This window comes from Stenotrophomonas sp. 57 (assembly GCF_030291075.1).
In the GTDB taxonomy this organism is placed as follows: domain Bacteria; phylum Pseudomonadota; class Gammaproteobacteria; order Xanthomonadales; family Xanthomonadaceae; genus Stenotrophomonas.
In genome coordinates this window covers 3,271,212-3,289,810 of record NZ_CP127407.1, presented here as the reverse complement: position 1 = coordinate 3,289,810, position 18,599 = coordinate 3,271,212, and the positions used below count along the sequence as shown (strand labels likewise).

Sequence of the window (18,599 nt, the reverse complement as noted above, 5' to 3'; positions counted from 1 at the left end):
GGACGAAAGTTGGCAGCGGCGTCAGTCGCCGTGCGAAAGGATCTGGAAGCCGCGATGCAGTTCGGCATCGCGGGCTTTCTCGAAGGCATGGCGGGCTTCGTCGGCCTGCAGGAACAGCTCGCGCCGCAGCTGCGAGCGGCTGCCGACACGGCCGCTCTCGCGCAGCAGCTCCCAGCCGCCGAACAGGTCCGGCTGCAGGCTCAGGCGCAGGAAGCGCGGTGCCTGCGCACCGGCGTCGGGATGTTGCAGGTAGACGTGCATGGCGCCGATTGTATCGCCCCGGGGCGGCACGGACCTGTAGAGCCGAGCCCACGCTCGGCTGCGCTTCATGCCGCGGCACAATCCGTTAGCGCCGGGCCATGCCCGCCGAACGCGGAAAGGTCAGCCCGCGCCCAGCACCTTCAGCACCGCCGCCTCATCCACGTCCGGCACCACTTCGGCGCGGCCCATGCCCCGCCACAGCACCAGGCGCAGGCGGCCGGCCACGTTCTTCTTGTCCAGCCGCATGCGGCCGAGCAGGGCCTGCGGGTCCAGTCCGGCCGGGATCGCCACCGGCAGGCCGAGGCGTTCCAGCAGCGCCTGCAGGCGCAGGCGGTCGGCATCCTCGGCCAGGCCCAGGTGGGTGGACAGCTTCGCCGCCAGCACCATGCCCACCGCCACGGCTTCACCATGGTTCAGTGCATCGCGGCCCGGGGCCGAATAGCCCTGTTCGGTTTCGATGGCATGGCCGAAGGTGTGGCCCAGGTTGAGCAGGGCACGCTCGCCCTTCTCGAAGGGGTCGCGTTCGACAATCGCGGCCTTGTGCCGGCAGCTGCGCGCGATGGCTTCGGAAAGCACGTGGTCTTCACCGGCGACCAGCGCATCGGCATGCTGCTGCAGCCATTCGAAGAACACCGCGTCGCCCAGCGCACCGTACTTCACCACTTCGGCCAGGCCTGCACGCAGTTCGCGCGGCGGCAGGGTGGCCAGCACGCGGGTATCGGCAATGACCGCACGCGGCGGATGGAAGGCGCCGACCAGGTTCTTGCCGGCCGGGATGTCGACGGCGGTCTTGCCGCCCACCGACGAATCGACCATCGCCAGCAGGGTGGTCGGCAGCTGCACGCAGTCCACGCCGCGCATCCAGCAGGCGGCAGCGAAACCGGCCAGATCGCCAACCACGCCGCCGCCAAGGGCGAACACGCAGGCGTCGCGGGTGGCGCCGAGCGCCGCAAGCGCTTCGATCGCGCGGCCGAATTCGGCCAGCGTCTTGGAGGCCTCACCGGCGGCCAGCACGTGCTCGCCGATGATCAGGTCGGGGCGCGCGGCCAGCAGGGTCTGCTTCACGGCATCCAGATAGCGCGTGGCTACTTCGCTGTCGCTGAGCAGCAGCACATGGCGGCCACGAACGTGCGCGGCCAGCGCGGCGCCATCGGCCTGCGCACCGGCGCCGATGGTGATGGTGTAGGGGCGGTCGCCGCCAACGGCGACCTGCAGCAGGGCGGGGGAAGTCATGCAGTCAGGTCCTGGCGCTGCCATTGCGTGGCCAGCTTGACCACCAGCTGGGCAGTCGCATCGGCAGCCGTGTACGGGTCGGTATCGAGGGTGAGGTCGGCCAGTTCGCGGTATAGCGGGTCGCGGTGTGCGGCCAGGTCGTGCAGCACCTGCTCGCGGTCCGGGCGTTGCAGCAGCGGCCGGCCCTTGTCGCGGGCCAGGCGCTCCAGCTGCGCGGCTACGCTGACACGCAGGTAGACCACGAAGCCTCGCTGGGCGATCAACGCCCGGTTGTCCGCATCCAGCACCGCGCCGCCACCGGTGGAAACCAGTTGGCCGCGACCGGCCAGCACCTGGGCCAGGGCTTGGCGTTCATGGCTGCGGAAGCCGGCTTCGCCGGAGTGCTCGAAGATGGTCGGAATGCTCGCGCCGGCGGCATCGACGATGGCCTGGTCGACATCGACGAAGTCCAGCGTGAAGCGCTCGGCCAGGCGGCGGCCGATGCAGGTTTTGCCGGCGCCCATCGGGCCGATCAGGATCAGGTTCGGAGCGGGATTCATGCCCTCTGATGCTAACACCTCCGTGCCCCGGCCTTTACGTTCTTCACGTCAGGGTGGGCGTTCCTGCGGGGTTTCCCGCGCCAGCCGGAGTACAGGCCATGACGGTCGCCAAGGTCATCGAAATCACCGCCTCCTCGCCGAAAAGCGTAGAGGACGCGGTACGCAGCGGGTTGAAGAAGGTCTCCGAGACGGTCAAGGGCATCCAGGGTGCCTGGGTGAACGAGACCAAGGTGGTCACCAACGGCAGCGGCGAGATCACCGAATGGCGGGTCAACCTGCGGGTGACCTTCCTGGTGGAGTAGGCGTGCTCAACGCACTGCCTGCACCTGTCGCTGTCCGTCCAGCATCACCACGTGGTCGGCGAGGGCGGGCAGGGCACGCAGCGCCTGGCGGCTGACCCGCTCGTAGTACTGCACGAACCGCTCCAGCTGTGGCCGGCTCATGCCGTGCCGGCCCGGCTGCGCGGCCTGCAGGTTCTGCTCCTGCTGCCAGCGCCAGCGCGGCACCACTGAAAAATCCGGCGGCTGCAGGAACCACAGGCGGTCGCAGCGCTGCCAGAGCGCGGGGTAGTCACGGGCCAGCGCCTGGTTGCACCAGCGACGCCAGCGGCCGTCGGCGTCGGCTTCGCGTTCCAGCGCGTTCAGTGGGCTGTCCAGTGCGTCGTCGTTCTGAGCGGGCGTGCCCAGGAACCAGCCTTCGAACACCAGCAGGTCGAGGGGCTGCTCGATACGTGGCCATTGCGCTTCGGGCAGTCGTTCGTCGGCCAGCTTGTCGAAACGGGGCAATGCGAAGGGGTGGCGCGCGGCTACCGCGTCCAGCACGCTGTGGGCCAGCGACAGGTCATGGGTGCCGGGTGGGCCGCGGGTGATCAGCAGCGGGTGCACCTGTCGGGCCAGCCGCTGGCGCTGTGCGCGGGTCAGGTAGACGTCATCGATGGACAGCGTCGCCGCGTTCAGGCCGCGCGCCCGTGCACGTGCCACCACCTGCGCGGCCAGCGTCGATTTGCCGCTCCCCTGCAGGCCGCTGATCGCCAATACTGGAACCGCTGCGCCGCTGCCCAGCGCATCGTCCAGCGCCTGGTCGGCCAATGTTTCCGGGAATCCTTTCACCTGGGGCATATACGCAGCAGCGGCCATGAAGCCACAATAGCCCAATACGTGTGAGAAGAACGCAATCATGAGCGACCTGTACGCCGAAGCCCTGTCCACCTTTGCCGCCCTGTTCGACGAGGCCAAACAGAGCCGCGAGGTCGAGCCGAATGCGATGACCGTGGCCACCGCCGATACGCACGGTCGTCCCTCGGCGCGCACCGTGCTGCTGAAGGCGTTCGACGAGCGTGGCTTCGTGTTCTACACCCACCTGGACAGCCACAAGGGGCGGGAACTGCAGGCCAATCCCCAGGCTGCGCTGTTGTTCCTGTGGCGCAGCCTGCGCGAGGCCGGCATCCAGGTACGCATCGAAGGCCGCGTCGAGCAGGTCGCCGATGCTGAGGCCGACGCCTATTTCGCCAGCCGGCCGCGCATGAGCCAGATCGGCGCCTGGGCTTCGCAGCAGTCGAAGACGCTGGCAACGCGCGAGGAATTCGACGCGCGCGTGGCCGAGGTCGAAGCGCGCTTCCAAGACAAGGACGTGCCGCGCCCGCAGGGCTGGAGTGGCCTGCGCGTGGTGCCCGACCGCATCGAGTTCTGGTACGGCGCGCAGTTCCGCCTGCACGAACGCTGGTGCTATGAAGCCGGCGCCGAAGGGCACTGGAGCAAGCGCCTGCTGTATCCGTAAGGCAACCCGATGCAACGCCTGCCGCTGTACCGCGTGGTGGTGTTCGTGCCGCCGGCAGCACTGGACGCGGTGAAGCAGGGCATCCTCGCAGTGGACGCACTGGCGGCCGGCGACTACGAGCACGGTATGTGGTGGTCGGCGCCGGGGTTCGAGCAGTTCCGCCCGCGGGTGGGGGCGTCGCCCGTCCAGGGGGAGGAAGGACGCACCGAAGTGGTCGACAGCGTGCGCCTGGAGTTCTGCCTGCCTCGGGATACGCAGCGGCTGCAGCGGATCTTGGAGCAGGGCATCGTGCCGCATCATCCGTGGCGAGTGCCGGTGGTGCAGGTGGAGGAGATCGAGCTGCTGCTGGCCGGCGGGCTGCCGTTGTAGAGCCGAGCCCATGCTCGGCTGCTTCCGCGGGAACATCAGCCGAGCATGGGCTCGGCTCTACAACCCCTCCGCGCGCAGCCAGCGCCACAGCGTGGTGCGTGATACGCCCAGTGCCTGCGCCATGCCCTCGCGGTCATTGCGGTGTTCCTGCAGCAATGTTTCCAGCTGCACACGTGGCGGGCGCTTGCCGTTGCTTTCCAGTGGCAGTGCTGTCGCGCCTTCGCTTGTCAGCTCGGGCGCAAGCTGCAGCAGTCGCGCGGCATCAATAGGCCCTTCAGCCGGCTGCCAGTGAATGCGCAGGCGATCCACCAGATTGCGCAGTTCGCGCACGTTGCCGGGCCACTCGGCGGCGGTCAACACTGCCATCGCAGCGTCATCCAGTGGCGCGTCGATACCGCGCAGTTGGCGGAAGAAGTGCTGTGCCAGCACTGGAATGTCGCCACGCCGCGCACGCAGCGAGGGCAGGGCGATGCGCAGCGCGGCCAGGCGGTAATACAGATCGCGGCGGAAGCTGCCAGCCGCTGCGCGCTGTTCCAGCGATTGCAGTGTCGCGGCAACCACGCGCAGGTCCACCGGCGTCGGTTCGGTGGCACCCACGCGCAGGACTTCGCGCTCCTCCAGCACCCGCAGCAGGCGGGTCTGCAGGGGCAGCGGTAGTTCGCCGATCTCATCCAGGAACAGGGTGCCGCCGTCGGCGGCTTCAACCAGGCCGACGCGTCCGCCACGGCGGGCACCGGTGAAGGCGCCATCGCTGTAGCCGAACAGCTCGGCTTCCAGCAGCGATTCGCTGATCGCGCCGCAGTTCAGCGCGACGAAGCGCCCACGACGACCACTTGCGGCATGCAGCTGGCGCGCGACCAGTTCCTTGCCAGTGCCGGTTTCGCCGGTGACCAGTACGGTGCTGTCATGCGGCGCGTACAGCGCGATCTGCGCGCGCACCTGCGCCATCGCGTCGCTGTCGCCGAGCAGATCGTGAGCATCGTTGCGCGGTGTGGCGCGGCGACGCGGCGCCAGTCGGCTGCCGCCGGAGCGGGCCAGCGCCTGCGTCAGTTCCAGCGCATGTTCGAACGCCTGCCGCACCGAGTCGGCCGAGTACAGCAGCACGCCGGGCAGGCCGGCCTGTTCGGCGTGGTCGATGGCCATGCCGGTGCCCACGATCACTTCGATGCCATTGGCGCGCAGGTCAGCGATGCAGTCGCGCGCATCCTCGCGGGTGACGAAACGGCGATGCTCGATGTCCAGGCCGAAACTCTGCTGGAAGTTGCTGAACACCGGTACGTCGCTGGCGTGGGTGACCAGGCCGATGCGGCTGGCGATCCGTCGTGCCCGGGCCAGCGCTTCCATCAGGTCGAAGCCGTTGGCCTGGATCGGCACCAGCGGCAGTTCCAGCCGCCCGCGCAGCCAGGCGGCATTGGAGCCGCCGGCGATGACCACGTCGCAGTGCTCGCGGCGTAGGCGCTGGCCGATCACATCCACCGCTTCCTCGAAACCCAGGTTGATCTGCTCGATGCGTGCGCGGCGGTCGAATTCGGGGATGACATCGCCGAGCAGGCCGGTCAGGCGCGAGACGCTGACGGTCCAGATGACCGGGCGTCCGGGGTCGGCATCGGCATGGCGCAGGGGCGAGCGGGGCAGGTACATGGCAGCCGCAAGGGGTAGGGGTGTTTCATGATACATCTGTTTCAGTGTTTCATTTGTTTCATCGTTGCAATGCGGTCATGCCTTTGAAATCAACCGCTTGCAGCTTGGCATGGTGCTTGCGCCCTCTATCCCGTTCCCAACCTGGATTGCCGCATGACCGCTTCCACTCCTTCTTCCGCCGGTGCCCGCTTCCGTGAGGCACTGGCTGCCGAATCGCCGCTGCAGGTGATCGGCGCGATCAACGCCAACCACGCCCTGCTGGCCAAGCGCGCCGGCTTCCGCGCCATCTATCTGTCCGGCGGCGGTGTTGCCGCCGGCTCGCTGGGCCTGCCGGACCTGGGCATCAACACGCTGGAAGACGTGCTGGTGGACGTGCGCCGCATCACCGATGTCTGCGACCTGCCACTGATGGTCGACATCGACACCGGCTTCGGCCCGAGCGCCTTCAACATCGCGCGCACCGTGAAGTCGCTGATCAAGGCTGGCGCAGCGGCCTGCCATATCGAAGACCAAGTCGGCGCCAAGCGCTGCGGCCATCGCCCGGGCAAGGAAATCGTCTCGCAGGGCGAAATGGTCGACCGCGTGAAGGCCGCCGCCGATGCCAAGACCGATCCGGACTTCTTCCTGATCGCGCGTACCGACGCCATCCAGGTGGACGGTGTGGACAAGGCCATCGAGCGCGCCATCGCCTGCGTCGAGGCCGGTGCCGATGGCATCTTTGCCGAGGCCGCCTACGACCTGGAGACCTACCGCCGCTTCGTCGACGCGGTGAAGGTGCCGGTGCTGGCCAACATCACCGAGTTCGGCGCCACCCCGCTGTTCAGCCGCGATGAACTGGCTTCGGCCGGTGTTGCGATCCAGCTGTTCCCGCTGTCGGCCTTCCGCGCCGCCAACAAGGCGGCCGAGAACGTCTACCAGGCGGTGCGCCGCGATGGCCACCAGCGCAACGTGGTGGAGACCATGCAGACCCGCGAAGAACTCTACGACCGCATCGGCTACCACGCGTTCGAGCAGCAGCTCGATGCACTGTTCGCCGCCAAGAAATAAGCAGTACCCTGCACCATCAAGTTTTCGGAGGGAAACATGAACGATACGACCGCAACCCCGACCTTCAAGCCGAAGAAGTCCGTCGCCCTGTCCGGCACCGCCGCCGGCAACACCGCGCTGTGCAGCGTCGGCCGCAGTGGCAACGACCTGCATTACCGCGGCTACGACATCCTGGACCTGGCCAACACCAGCGAATTCGAGGAAATCGCCTACCTGCTGGTGCACGGCAAGCTGCCGACCCGCGCAGAGCTGGTTTCTTACAAGGCCAAGCTGAAGTCGCTGCGTGGCATTCCGGCGGCGGTGAAGGCGGCGCTGGAAGAACTGCCGCCGTCGGCACACCCGATGGACGTGATGCGCACCGGCGTGTCCGTGCTCGGCTGCGTGGCGCCGGAAAAGGATGACCACAACCATCCGGGCGCGCGTGACATCGCCGACAAGCTGATGGCCTGCCTCGGCTCGATGCTGCTGTACTGGTACCACTGGAGCCACAACGGCCGCGCCATCGACGTGGAGACCGACGACGACTCCATCGGTGGCCATTTCCTGCACCTGCTGCACGGCGAGAAGCCGCAGGATTCGTGGGTGAAGGCGATGCACACCTCGCTGATCCTGTACGCCGAGCACGAGTTCAACGCCTCGACCTTCGCCTGCCGCGTCATCGCCGGCACCGGCAGCGACATGTACAGCGCGATCTGCGGTGGCATCGGCGCGCTGCGCGGCCCCAAGCACGGCGGCGCCAACGAAGTCGCGTTCGAAGTGCAGAAGCGCTACGACAACCCCGATGAAGCCGAGGAAGACATCAAGGCCCGCGTCGAGCGCAAGGAAGTGGTGATCGGTTTCGGCCACCCGGTCTACACCGTGTCCGATCCGCGCAACAAGGTGATCAAGGACGTGGCCCGCGAGCTGTCCGAAGAACAGTCCAGCATGAAGATGTACGACATCGCCGAGCGCCTGGAGACGGTGATGTGGGACATCAAGAAGATGTTCCCGAACCTGGACTGGTTCAGCGCCGTCAGCTACCACATGATGGGCGTGCCGACCGCGATGTTCACCCCACTGTTCGTGATCGCCCGCACCGCCGGGTGGAGCGCGCACATCGTCGAACAGCGCATCGACGGCAAGATCATCCGACCGAGCGCCAACTACATCGGTCCGGAAGATCGCGAGTTCGTCGCCATCGACAAGCGCGCCTGATCCACCTGCTGTACCCATCCGGCCGGCCGCGCGCCGGCCGGATGCCTTCGTTGCCGCTTCGACGGCACCCGGCCCGCCTCAAGTACTCCGCCAGCCCATGAATACCGATTACCGCAAGAACCTCCCCGGCAGCACGCTGGACTATTTCGATGCGCGCGCCGCCGCCGACGCGATCCAGCCCGGCGCCTACGCCACGCTGCCGTACACCTCGCGCGTGCTGGCCGAGAACCTGGTGCGCCGCTGCGACCCGGCCACGCTCAGTGACTCGCTGGCGCAGCTGATCGAGCGCCGCCGCGACCTGGATTTCCCGTGGTTTCCCGCACGCGTGGTCTGCCATGACATCCTCGGCCAGACCGCGCTGGTGGATCTTGCCGGCCTGCGTGATGCGATCGCCGACAAGGGCGGCGACCCGGCCAAGGTCAATCCGGTGGTGCCGGTGCAGCTGATCGTCGACCACTCGCTGGCGGTGGAATGCGGTGGTTTCGACCCGCAGGCATTCGAGAAGAACCGCGCCATCGAAGACCGACGCAACGAAGACCGCTTCCACTTCATCGACTGGACCAAGCTGGCGTTCGAGAACGTGGACGTGATTCCGCCGGGCAACGGCATCATGCACCAGATCAACCTGGAGAAGATGTCGCCGGTGATCTACGTGCAGGACGGCGTGGCCTTCCCGGATACCTGCGTGGGCACCGACAGCCACACCCCGCACGTGGATGCGCTGGGCGTGATCGCCATTGGTGTTGGCGGTCTGGAAGCAGAGAACGTGATGCTGGGCCGCGCCTCGTGGATGCGCCTGCCCGACACCGTCGGCGTCGAACTGAGCGGCCGCCCGCAGCCGGGCATCACCGCCACCGACGTGGTGCTGGCCCTGACCGAGTTCCTGCGCAAGGAGCGCGTGGTCGGCGCCTGGCTTGAATTCTTCGGCGAGGGTGCGGCGGCACTGACCATCGGTGACCGCGCCACCATCTCCAACATGTGCCCCGAATACGGCGCCACCGCCGCGATGTTCTACATCGATGCGCAGACCATCGATTACCTGCGCCTGACCGGCCGCGAGGAATCGCAGGTGGCGCTGGTGGAGAACTACGCACGCACCACCGGCCTGTGGGCCGATGACCTGGCCACCGCGCAGTACGAGCGCGTGCTGCGCTTCGACCTGTCCAGCGTGGTGCGCAACATGGCCGGCCCGTCCAACCCGCACAAGCGCGTGGCCACCGCCGAGCTGGCCGAGCGCGGCATCGCCGACGAAGCCAAGCTGGAAGCGGGCAGGGCCGAGCAGGCGCAGGGCCTGATGCCTGATGGCGCGGTGATCATCGCCGCCATCACCAGCTGCACCAACACCTCCAACCCGCGCAACGTGATTGCCGCCGCACTGCTGGCACGCAACGCCAATGCGCGCGGCCTGCAGCGCAAGCCGTGGGTGAAGTCGTCGCTGGCGCCGGGTTCGAAGGCCGTGCAGCTGTACCTGGAAGAATCCGGCCTGCTGCCTGACCTGGAGCAGCTCGGCTTCGGCATCGTGGCGTTCGCCTGCACCACGTGCAACGGCATGAGCGGCGCGCTGGACCCGAAGATCCAGCAAGAAATCATCGACCGTGACCTGTACGCCACGGCGGTGCTGTCGGGCAACCGCAACTTCGACGGCCGCATCCACCCCTACGCCAAGCAGGCCTTCCTGGCCTCGCCGCCGCTGGTGATCGCCTACGCCATCGCCGGCACCGTGCGCTTCGACATCGAGAAGGATGTGCTGGGCCTGGACGCTGACGGCAACGCGGTGCGCCTGAAGGACATCTGGCCGAGCGACGCCGAGATCGACGCGGTGGTGAAGGCTTCGGTGAAGCCGGAGCAGTTCCGCAAGGTCTACAACCCGATGTTCAATGTGCGCGTGGAGCACGGCACGGCGGTCAGCCCGTTGTACGACTGGCGCCCGCAGAGCACCTACATCCGCCGTCCGCCGTACTGGGAGGGCGCACTGGCCGGTGAGCGCACGCTGGCCGGCATGCGCGCGCTGGCGGTACTGCCGGACAACATCACCACTGACCACCTGTCGCCGTCCAACGCGATCCTGGCCTCCAGCGCCGCCGGCGAGTACCTGGCGAAGATGGGCCTGCCGGAAGAGGACTTCAATTCCTACGCCACGCATCGCGGTGACCACCTGACTGCGCAGCGCGCCACCTTCGCCAATCCGAAACTGTTCAACGAGATGGTGCGCAACGACGACGGCAGCGTGAAGCAGGGTTCGCTGGCGCGCGTGGAGCCGGAAGGCAAGGTCATGCGCATGTGGGAAGCGATCGAGACCTACATGGAGCGGAAGCAGCCGCTCATCATCATTGCCGGTGCCGACTACGGCCAGGGCAGCTCGCGCGACTGGGCCGCCAAGGGCGTGCGCCTGGCCGGCGTGGAAGCGATCGTGGCCGAGGGCTTCGAACGCATCCACCGTACCAACCTGATCGGCATGGGCGTGCTGCCGCTGGAGTTCAAGCCGGGCACCACCCGCCTGACCCTGGGCATCGATGGCACCGAGACCTTCGACGTGGTGGGCGAGCGTACCCCGCGCGCCGACCTGACCCTGGTCATCCACCGCCGCGACGGCCAGGACCTGATCGTGCCGGTCACCTGCCGCCTGGACAGCGACGAGGAAGTGGCCATCTACGAGGCCGGCGGCGTGCTGCAGCGCTTCGCACAGGACTTCCTGGAAGGCGCCAAGGTAGCGTGACGCAACCGACGGCCCGGCAACGGGCCGTCTTTCATTGCAAGGGATCTTTCATGGCATTTCTCCCCCAACTCCGCATTCCCGCCACCTACATGCGCGGTGGCACCAGCAAGGGCGTGTTCTTCCGCCTGCAGGACCTGCCCGAAGCCGCGCAGGTGCCGGGCGCCGCACGCGATGCGCTGCTGATGCGCGTGATCGGTTCGCCCGATCCGTATGGCAAGCAGACCGACGGCATGGGCGGCGCCACCTCCAGCACCAGCAAGTGCGTGATCATCTCCACCGCCTCGGTGCAGGACCACGACGTGGACTATCTGTACGGCCAGGTCTCGATCGACACCGCTTTCGTCGACTGGAGCGGCAACTGCGGCAACCTCAGCACTGCGGTAGGCCCGTTCGCGATTGCCAATGGCCTGATCGATCCCGCCCGCGTGCCGCGCGATGGCCTGTGCACCGTGCGCATCTGGCAGGCCAACATCGGCAAGACCATCATCGCCCACGTGCCGATGCGCGATGGCGAAGTGCAGGAAATCGGCGATTTCGAACTGGATGGCGTGACCTTCCCGGCTGCCGAGATCCAGCTCGAATTCATCGATCCGTCCGATGACGGCGATGCGGGCGCGATGTTCCCGACCGGCAATCTCGTCGATACCCTGGAGGTGCCCGGCGTGGGCAGCTTCGAGGTGACCATGATCACGGCCGGCATCCCGACCATCTTCCTCAACGCCGCCGACCTGGGCTACACCGGCACCGAGCTGCAGCCGGCGATCAACGAAGACAAGGCAGCGCTGGAGCGCTTCGAGAAGATCCGCGCCTACGGCGCCTTGCGCATGGGTCTGATCAGGAACCTGGAAGACGCGGCGACCCGCCAGCACACGCCGAAGGTCGCCTTCGTGGCGCCGGCGCAGGACTACGTGTCGTCCAGCGGCAAGGCCATCCCGGCCTCGGCCATCGACCTACACGCGCGTGCCCTGTCGATGGGCAAGCTGCACCACGCGATGATGGGCACTGCCGCCGTGGCGATCGGTACCGCGGCGGCGATTCCGGGCACCCTGGTCAATCGCGCGGCCGGTGGTGGTGAACGCGAAGCGGTGACCTTCGGCCATCCCTCCGGCACGCTGCGCGTGGGTGCGCAGGCCGCGCTCGTTGACGGCCAGTGGACGGTGACCAAGGCCATCATGAGTCGCAGCGCCCGTGTGCTGATGGACGGCAAGGTGCGGGTGCCGGCCGAATAGCGCTCTGGTAGATGCCAACCTTGATTGGCACGGTGCACGGGCAACCGTGCACCCCCGACGAGGAGACCTGCGATGCCCGACAGCCACACCCCATCCAACGAACGTGCAGCGTGGGATGCGCTGCTGGTGGACATCGTCGATTACGTACGCGACGCCCGCATCGACTCGCCGCTGGCCTTCCAGACCGCACACCATTGCTTGCTCGACACGCTCGGTTGCGGGCTGGAGGCGCTGTCCTTCCCGACCTGCAGCAAGTTGCTCGGGCCGCTGGTGCCTGGCATCAGCGTGGTCAATGGCGCGCGCGTGCCCGGCACGCATTACGTGCTGGACCCTGTGCAGGCCGCCTTCAACATCGGCGCAATGGTGCGCTGGCTCGACTTCAACGATACCTGGCTGGCCGCCGAGTGGGGCCATCCTTCCGATAATCTCGGCGGCATCCTGGCCGTCTGCGACTGGCTGGGGCGCAACGCGCCGGCCCTGCGTCGCCCGCCGCCGACCGTGCACGACGTGCTGCTGGCGATGATCAAGGCGCACGAGATCCAGGGCGTGCTGGCGCTGCAGAATTCCTTCAACCGGGTCGGGCTGGACCACGTGGTGCTGGTCAAGGTCGCCACCACTGCGGTGGTCTCGCAGCTGCTCGGTCTGGACCGCGAGCGCATGCTCAATGCACTGTCACTGGCCTGGGTCGATGGCCAGGCGCTGCGCACCTACCGGCACGCGCCGAACACCGGTTCGCGCAAGAGCTGGGCGGCCGGTGATGCGACGAGTCGAGGCGTGCGCCTGGCGCTGATGGCGGCCAGCGGCGAGATGGGCTATCCCAGCGTATTGAGTGCACCGACCTGGGGTTTCGAGGCCGTATCCATGCGCGGTCAGGCGTTGACGCTGGGGCGGCCGCTGGGCAGCTATGTGATGGAGAACGTGCTGTTCAAGATCAGCTATCCGGCCGAGTTCCACGGCCAGACTGCGGTGGAGGCAGCGATCAGGCTGCACCAGCAGCTGCGCGCGATGGGGCGACGGGTCGAAGACATCGCGCATATCGCGATCCGGACCCAGGAAGCCTGCATCCGCATCATCGACAAGCAGGGCCCGCTGCACAACCCGGCCGACCGCGACCACTGCGTGCAGTACATGGTGGCCATCGCGTTGCTGCACGGGCGGTTGACGGCGGAGGACTACGAGGATGACGTCGCCGCCGACCCGCGCATCGACGCACTGCGCGCGAAGATGGCCTGTCATGAGGATCCGCAGCTCAGCGCCGATTACCTGGACCCGGACAAGCGCAGCATCGCCAACGGCCTGAGCGTGCGCTTCAGCGACGGCACTGAGCTGACCGAGGTACTGGTGGAATACCCGCTGGGCCACGCCCGTCGCCGCGCCGAAGGCATTCCGTTGCTGATGGACAAGTTCCGCCGGCACCTGGCCCACCGCTTCCCGACCACCCAGCAGCAGCGCATCCTGGCGGCATCGCTGGATCCGGTGGCGCTGGCGGCGATGCCGGTGACCGATTACGTGGACCTGTTCCTGCCAGGGTAGGGAGCGCTTGGCTGGGGACCGGCCCGCCGGGCATGGCCCGGCGCTACTGCCCCGATGCATTCCTGCCGAATCCGCGTCAACACCTTGACGCGGCCTGCCTATAATGGCCACTTCGATCAAGGAGTGACGACATGAGCGGTCCGGCACGGCGGAAGCGGTGGGGATGGGCGGCGGCGGTACTGGCAGGAGGCCTGTTGCTGGGCCTGGCCGGCTGCCGCAACGACAGCGGGCAGCTGCCCAAGGCCAGTGGTGAAGCGATCACCACCAAGGCCGAACAGGTGAAGGAGTTCACCCTGCTGCGCGCCTACCCGGACCAGAAGAATGACGGCCTGTCGCTGGCGCTGGAGTTCTCGCGCCCGCTGGTCGGCACCCAGGACTTCGACACGCTGGTGCGCTTCGAGGAAAAGGTCGGCACCGACGACAGCAGCTGGACGCTGTCCGATGACGGCCTGACCCTGCGCTACCCGTTCGTTGAGGCCGGCAAGGAGTTCAGCCTGGTGGTCTCGCCGGACCTGCTGGCCGCCGATGGCAGCCGCCTGGGCAAGGAACTGAAGCAGAAGGTGTTCAGCGGCGAGCTGAAGCCGGTGGTCGGTTTCGCTTCGCAGGGCAGCGTGCTGCCCGCCAAGGACAGCCGTGGCCTGCCGGTGGTGTCGGTGAACGTGCCGGAGGTCGACGTCGAGTTCCTGCGCGTGCGCGAGAAGGACCTGCCAACCTTCTTCAGCCAGTACCAGCGCGGTGGCCGCCGCGGCAGCTGGGAGCTGAGCAGCGACTACGAGCGCACCCCGATCAACAAGCTGGCCGAGCCGGTCTACGTCAACCGCTTCATCCTTGGCGGCAAGCAGAACGAGCGGGTGCTGACCTACCTGCCGACCCAGGACATCAAGGAACTGCAGGAGCCGGGACTGTACTTCGCCCTGCTCAAGCGCACCGGTGACTACGAGGGCGAGTTCGATACCGCGTTCTTCTCGGTCAGTGACATCGGCCTGCATACCCGTGCGTACAAGGACAAGCTGTTCGTGCACACCGCCGGCCTGAAGGACGGCGCGCCGCTGAAGGGCATCGACCTGCGCGTGCTCGACGCCAAGGGCGAGGTGGTGCTGAAGGGCAGCACGGATGGCAATGGCAACGCACTGCTGAACTACACCCTGGACGCCACCCACGTGCTGGTCGCCAGCAGCGGCAAGGACACCAGCTTCCTGCCGTTCAACCAGCCGGCGCTGGACCTGAGCGAGTTCGCCGTGGCCGGCCGTGACAATGCCTGGTTCGACGTCTACGCCTGGTCCGGCCGCGACCTGTACCGCCCGGGCGAGACCGTGCGCCTGTCCGCGCTGCTGCGTGACAACGATGGCAAGCCGGTCAAGGCGCAACCGGTGTTCCTGCGCCTGAAGCAGCCCGACGGCAAGACCTTCCGCGAGACGCGCCTGCAGCCGGGCGACCAGGGCTACATCAACTTCGAGCAGGTGATCCCCGCCGAGGCGCCGACCGGGCGCTGGCAGGTCGAGTTCCGCACCGAACCGGCCAGCAAGGAAGCGATCCAGGGCATGACCCTGCGTATCGAGGAGTTCCTGCCCGAGCGCATGAAGCTGGACCTGGACAGCGCGCAGAAGACGCTGAAGCCGGGCGAGGAGCTGCGCCTGCAGGCCAATGGCGCCTATCTGTATGGTGCGCCGGCCGATGGCAACCGCTTCACCGCGCGCATGGCAGTGGCGGCCGAGCAGCAGCCGGTGGAGGGCCTGCCGGGCTACTTCTTCGGCGACCCGACCCTGCAGCTGCCGCGCGAAGCCAAGGACGTGATCGACACCACGCTGCCGGCCAACGGCCAGTTGCGCGAGGACGTGGCCCTGCCGGAAGAGGCCGCCAAGGCCAAGGCGCCGATCGCGGTGGTGCTGTCCGGCAGCCTGTACGAGACCGGCGGCCGTACCGTCACCCGCACCCTGAAGCGGGTGATGTGGCCGGCCAATGCGCTGGTGGGCGTGCGCCCGCTGTTCAATCCCGAAGACGGTGCCGATGCCAACGGCAATGCGCGCTTCGAGCTGATGCGCGTGGATGCAGCGGGCAAGCCGCAGCCGGCCAAGGGCTTGAAGATCACCCTGGTGCGCGAACTGCGCGATTACCACTGGACCTTCAACGACAATCGCTGGGACTACGACTTCACCCGCCGTTTCGAGAACAAGGAAACGCGCACCGTCGATGCCGGCGGCAGCGCGGTGGCCTTCGATGTGCCGGTGGAGTGGGGCGAGTACCGGGTGGACGTGTTCGATCCGTCCACCGGCCTGACCAGCCGCTATCCGTTCCGCGCCGGCTGGAGCTGGGGTGATGACAACCGGGGCCTGGATGCACGCCCGGACAAGGTCAAGCTGGGCCTGGACAAGACCGGCTACAAGGCCGGTGACACGCTGGAGGTGACGGTGACCCCGCCGCATGCCGGCAAGGGCATCCTGATGGTCGAGACCGACCGCATGCTGTACGTGCAGGACATCGAGGCCAAGCCGGGTTCGACCTTCAAGATTCCGGTCACCGCTGACTGGGAACGCCACGACGTCTACATCACTGCGCTGGTGTTCCGGGGCGGCAGCGCGCCGAGCAAGATTACGCCGGCCCGTGCCGTGGGCGTGGTGCATGTGCCGATGGACCGCAAGGGCCGCACCGTGGCCGTCGGCCTGGCCGCGCCCAAGCAGATGCGCCCGGAGCAGGATCTGCCGGTGACGGTCAGCGCACCACAGTTGGCCGGCAAGATGGCGCACGTCACCGTCTCGGCGGTGGACGTGGGCATCCTCAACATCACCCGCTTCCCGGTGCCCGACGCCGGTGCGCACTTCTTCGCCCAGCGTCGCCTCGGCATCGATGCCTACGACATCTACAGCCGGGTCATCGAGAGCTTCGACGGCAGCAGCGGCAAGCTGAAGTTCGGTGGCGACATGGCGCTGCAGGCGTTGCCGCAGGCCAAGCGCCCGACCGCGCGCGTGCAGACCGTGGACCTGTTCTCCGGCCCGGTGCCGCTGGATGCCAAGGGCAATGCCCGCATCCGCCTGAAGGTGCCGGACTTCAACGGTACACTGCGCGTGTCGGCGCTGGTCTACAGCGATGACCAGTACGGCAAGCGCGACGTGGAAACCATCGTGCGTGCGCCGATCCTGGCCGAAGCCAGCATGCCGCGCGTGCTGGCCCCGGGCGACCGCAGCACCGTGACCCTGGACGTGCAGAACTTCACCGGCAAGCCGGGCCAGTTCAACGTGAAGGTGGAAAGCGAGGGCCCGCTGAACCTGGGCGAGGGCAGCCGCAGCGTGCAGTTGAATGCCGATGCCAAGACCACGTTGAGCTTCCCGTTGTCCGCACGCGAGGGCCACAGCGTGGCCAAGGTGCGGGTGCGCGTGGACGGCAACGGCTTCAAGGCCGACCGCCGTTACGACCTGCCGGTGCGTGCTGCGTGGCCGCAGGTGCTGCGTTCCCAGGTGCGCACGCTGGATCCGCTGGCGGCGGTCAGCCTCGACAACAGCCTGACCGAGGGCCTGATGTCCGAGTCGGTGAACGCACGGCTGCTGGTCAGCCCGTTGCCGCCGATTCCGTTCGCCAGTGCCCTGCAGGGCGCGTTGAACTACCCCTACGGCTGTGCCGAGCAGACCACCAGCAAGGGCTACGCCGCGCTGATCCTGGACCAGGCGACGTCGTCGATGCTTGGCGCCGATGGTCTGGATGCCAAGACACGCCGCGAACGCATGGAAGGCGCGTTTGGTCGGTTGGCGTCGATGCAGGTAGCCAATGGCAACTTCTCGATGTGGGGTGACGACGGTTACGTGAACCCGTGGCTGACCCCGTACATCACCGAGTTCCTGCTCGATGCCAAGGACGCCGGCTTCGCCGTGCCCGACAACGTGCTGCAGAAGGCGCTCAACCGCCTGAGCGAGGATCTGCTGTCCGGCGGCAACCAGTTCTACGGCCAGGATGACCGCGAGAAGCTGAAGTTCGCCAACCAGGCGTATTCGGGTTACGTGCTGGCGCGGGTCAACCGCGCACCGCTGGGCACCCTGCGCACGCTGTACGACAACGAGCGCAGCAAGGCGGTTGGTGGCCTGTCGCTGGTCCATCTGGGGGTGGCGCTGTCGCTGCAGGGCGATGCCAAGCGTGGCCAGGCGGCACTGGCGGCGGCGTTCGCCAAGTCCAGCAGCGAGCGCCCGTCGTACTTCGGCGACTACGGCAGCGCGATCCGCGATGACGCACTGATGATCGCGCTGACGCACGAGAACAAGCTGGCCAAGCCCGCCTGGGACGCGCGTGCTGTCGATCTCGGCCGTGGCCTGGATGCGCGCCGCAATGCCGGCTGGATGTGGCTGAGCACGCAGGAACAGATGGCGATCGCCCGCCTCGGCAAGGCGCTTGCTGCCAATCAGAAGGCGCTGGTGGCCGGTGAGCTGGTGATCGGCGCCAACAGCGAAGCCATCGGCGAGCGCAAACTGTTCGGCCGCAACTTCAGCGCCAGCGAACTGGCCAGCGGCGTGCGCTTCACCCCGCAGGGCCAGCCGCCGATGTTTGCCAGCATCGACGTGGCCGGCATCCCGCGCAGCGCACCGGCGCCGGACAACAGTGTGCTGGGTGTTGAACGCAGCTACTTCGGCACCGATGGCAAGCCGTGGACGCCGCGCCCGCTGAAGGAAGGCGAAGCGCTGATCGTGCGCGTGACCGTCACTGCCGACACCACCATGCCGGATGCGCTGCTGACCGACCTGCTGCCGGCGGGCCTGGAGATCGAGAACTTCAACCTCGGTGATGCCAAGCAGTGGGCCGACGTGGTGGTCGATGGCATCACCATCAGCGACCGCAGTGAAGCGGCCGATACCAAGCACGAAGAGTTCCGCGACGATCGCTACGTGGCCGCGCTGAAACTGTCGCGTGGCAGCAAGGCCAACGTGTTCTACCTGGTGCGTGCGGTGACCCCGGGTACCTACTCGGTGCCGCCGCCGCAGGTGGAGGACATGTACCGGCCGCAGCTGCGTGGCGTTGGCCGCAGCAACCCGACCACGATCACGGTGGTGCAGCCGTGATCCCACGGATGGGCCGCGCAGG

14 protein-coding genes are annotated in these 18,599 nt (G+C 67.5%); 9 read left to right on the top strand and 5 right to left on the bottom strand.

Annotated elements, in window-relative coordinates; all coding sequences use genetic code 11:
* Positions 1-21 precede the first annotated feature (21 nt).
* The 3 genes from QP512_RS15220 to QP512_RS15210 form a co-directional block, all read right to left on the bottom strand.
* Positions 22-261, bottom strand: a complete 240-nt coding sequence (locus tag QP512_RS15220; RefSeq protein ID WP_032127800.1) for a WGR domain-containing protein — start codon at positions 259-261, stop codon at positions 22-24.
* A gap of 120 nt (positions 262-381) precedes the next feature.
* Positions 382-1,494, bottom strand: a complete 1,113-nt coding sequence (aroB, locus tag QP512_RS15215; protein ID WP_286069455.1) for a 3-dehydroquinate synthase — start codon at positions 1,492-1,494, stop codon at positions 382-384.
* Entirely contained in the window at positions 1,491-2,033 is a 543-nt protein-coding gene (locus QP512_RS15210) for a shikimate kinase (RefSeq protein WP_286069454.1), read from the bottom strand. The genes aroB and QP512_RS15210 overlap by 4 nt, the downstream gene beginning before the upstream one ends.
* A gap of 98 nt (positions 2,034-2,131) precedes the next feature.
* Between QP512_RS15210 and QP512_RS15205 the strand changes: the two genes are divergently transcribed.
* Positions 2,132-2,335 (top strand): dodecin family protein, encoded by a 204-nt coding sequence (locus tag QP512_RS15205; protein WP_005410663.1) that lies wholly within the window; start codon positions 2,132-2,134, stop codon positions 2,333-2,335.
* 6 nt (positions 2,336-2,341) lie between these two features.
* Here the strand turns inward: QP512_RS15205 and QP512_RS15200 are convergent, their stop codons facing one another.
* A complete protein-coding gene (locus QP512_RS15200; protein WP_286069452.1) occupies positions 2,342-3,169 on the bottom strand; it encodes a kinase in 828 nt (275 codons plus the stop codon).
* A gap of 40 nt (positions 3,170-3,209) precedes the next feature.
* Here QP512_RS15200 and pdxH point away from each other — a divergent pair, with 40 nt between their 5' ends.
* Both pdxH and QP512_RS15190 read left to right on the top strand, forming a co-directional pair.
* Positions 3,210-3,809: a pyridoxamine 5'-phosphate oxidase gene (gene pdxH, locus QP512_RS15195; protein WP_286069451.1), complete on the top strand. Its 600-nt coding sequence runs from the start codon at positions 3,210-3,212 to the stop codon at positions 3,807-3,809.
* Positions 3,810-3,818: 9 nt separating this feature from the next.
* Positions 3,819-4,178: a hypothetical protein gene (locus QP512_RS15190; RefSeq protein WP_286069450.1), complete on the top strand. Its 360-nt coding sequence runs from the start codon at positions 3,819-3,821 to the stop codon at positions 4,176-4,178.
* A gap of 57 nt (positions 4,179-4,235) precedes the next feature.
* Here QP512_RS15190 and prpR read toward each other — a convergent pair whose 3' ends face one another.
* Entirely contained in the window at positions 4,236-5,819 is a 1,584-nt protein-coding gene (gene prpR / locus QP512_RS15185) for a propionate catabolism operon regulatory protein PrpR (RefSeq protein ID WP_286069449.1), read from the bottom strand.
* A gap of 153 nt (positions 5,820-5,972) precedes the next feature.
* Here prpR and prpB point away from each other — a divergent pair, with 153 nt between their 5' ends.
* From prpB to QP512_RS15155, 6 genes are all read left to right on the top strand, one after another.
* Entirely contained in the window at positions 5,973-6,866 is an 894-nt protein-coding gene (prpB, locus tag QP512_RS15180) for a methylisocitrate lyase (RefSeq protein ID WP_286069448.1), read from the top strand.
* 36 nt (positions 6,867-6,902) lie between these two features.
* Entirely contained in the window at positions 6,903-8,060 is a 1,158-nt protein-coding gene (gene prpC / locus QP512_RS15175) for a 2-methylcitrate synthase (RefSeq protein ID WP_108765944.1), read from the top strand.
* A gap of 97 nt (positions 8,061-8,157) precedes the next feature.
* The gene (gene acnD, locus QP512_RS15170; RefSeq protein WP_286069447.1) at positions 8,158-10,776 is read left to right on the top strand and encodes a Fe/S-dependent 2-methylisocitrate dehydratase AcnD; all 2,619 of its coding nucleotides are present in this window, start codon (positions 8,158-8,160) and stop codon (positions 10,774-10,776) included.
* Positions 10,777-10,826: 50 nt separating this feature from the next.
* Positions 10,827-12,005, top strand: coding sequence for a 2-methylaconitate cis-trans isomerase PrpF (gene prpF, locus QP512_RS15165; RefSeq protein WP_286069445.1), 1,179 nt, complete (start codon positions 10,827-10,829; stop codon positions 12,003-12,005).
* A gap of 72 nt (positions 12,006-12,077) precedes the next feature.
* The gene (locus QP512_RS15160) at positions 12,078-13,538 is read left to right on the top strand and encodes a bifunctional 2-methylcitrate dehydratase/aconitate hydratase (RefSeq protein ID WP_286069444.1); all 1,461 of its coding nucleotides are present in this window, start codon (positions 12,078-12,080) and stop codon (positions 13,536-13,538) included.
* A gap of 131 nt (positions 13,539-13,669) precedes the next feature.
* A complete protein-coding gene (locus tag QP512_RS15155) occupies positions 13,670-18,577 on the top strand; it encodes an alpha-2-macroglobulin (RefSeq protein WP_286069443.1) in 4,908 nt (1,635 codons plus the stop codon).
* Positions 18,578-18,599: the final 22 nt, after the last annotated feature.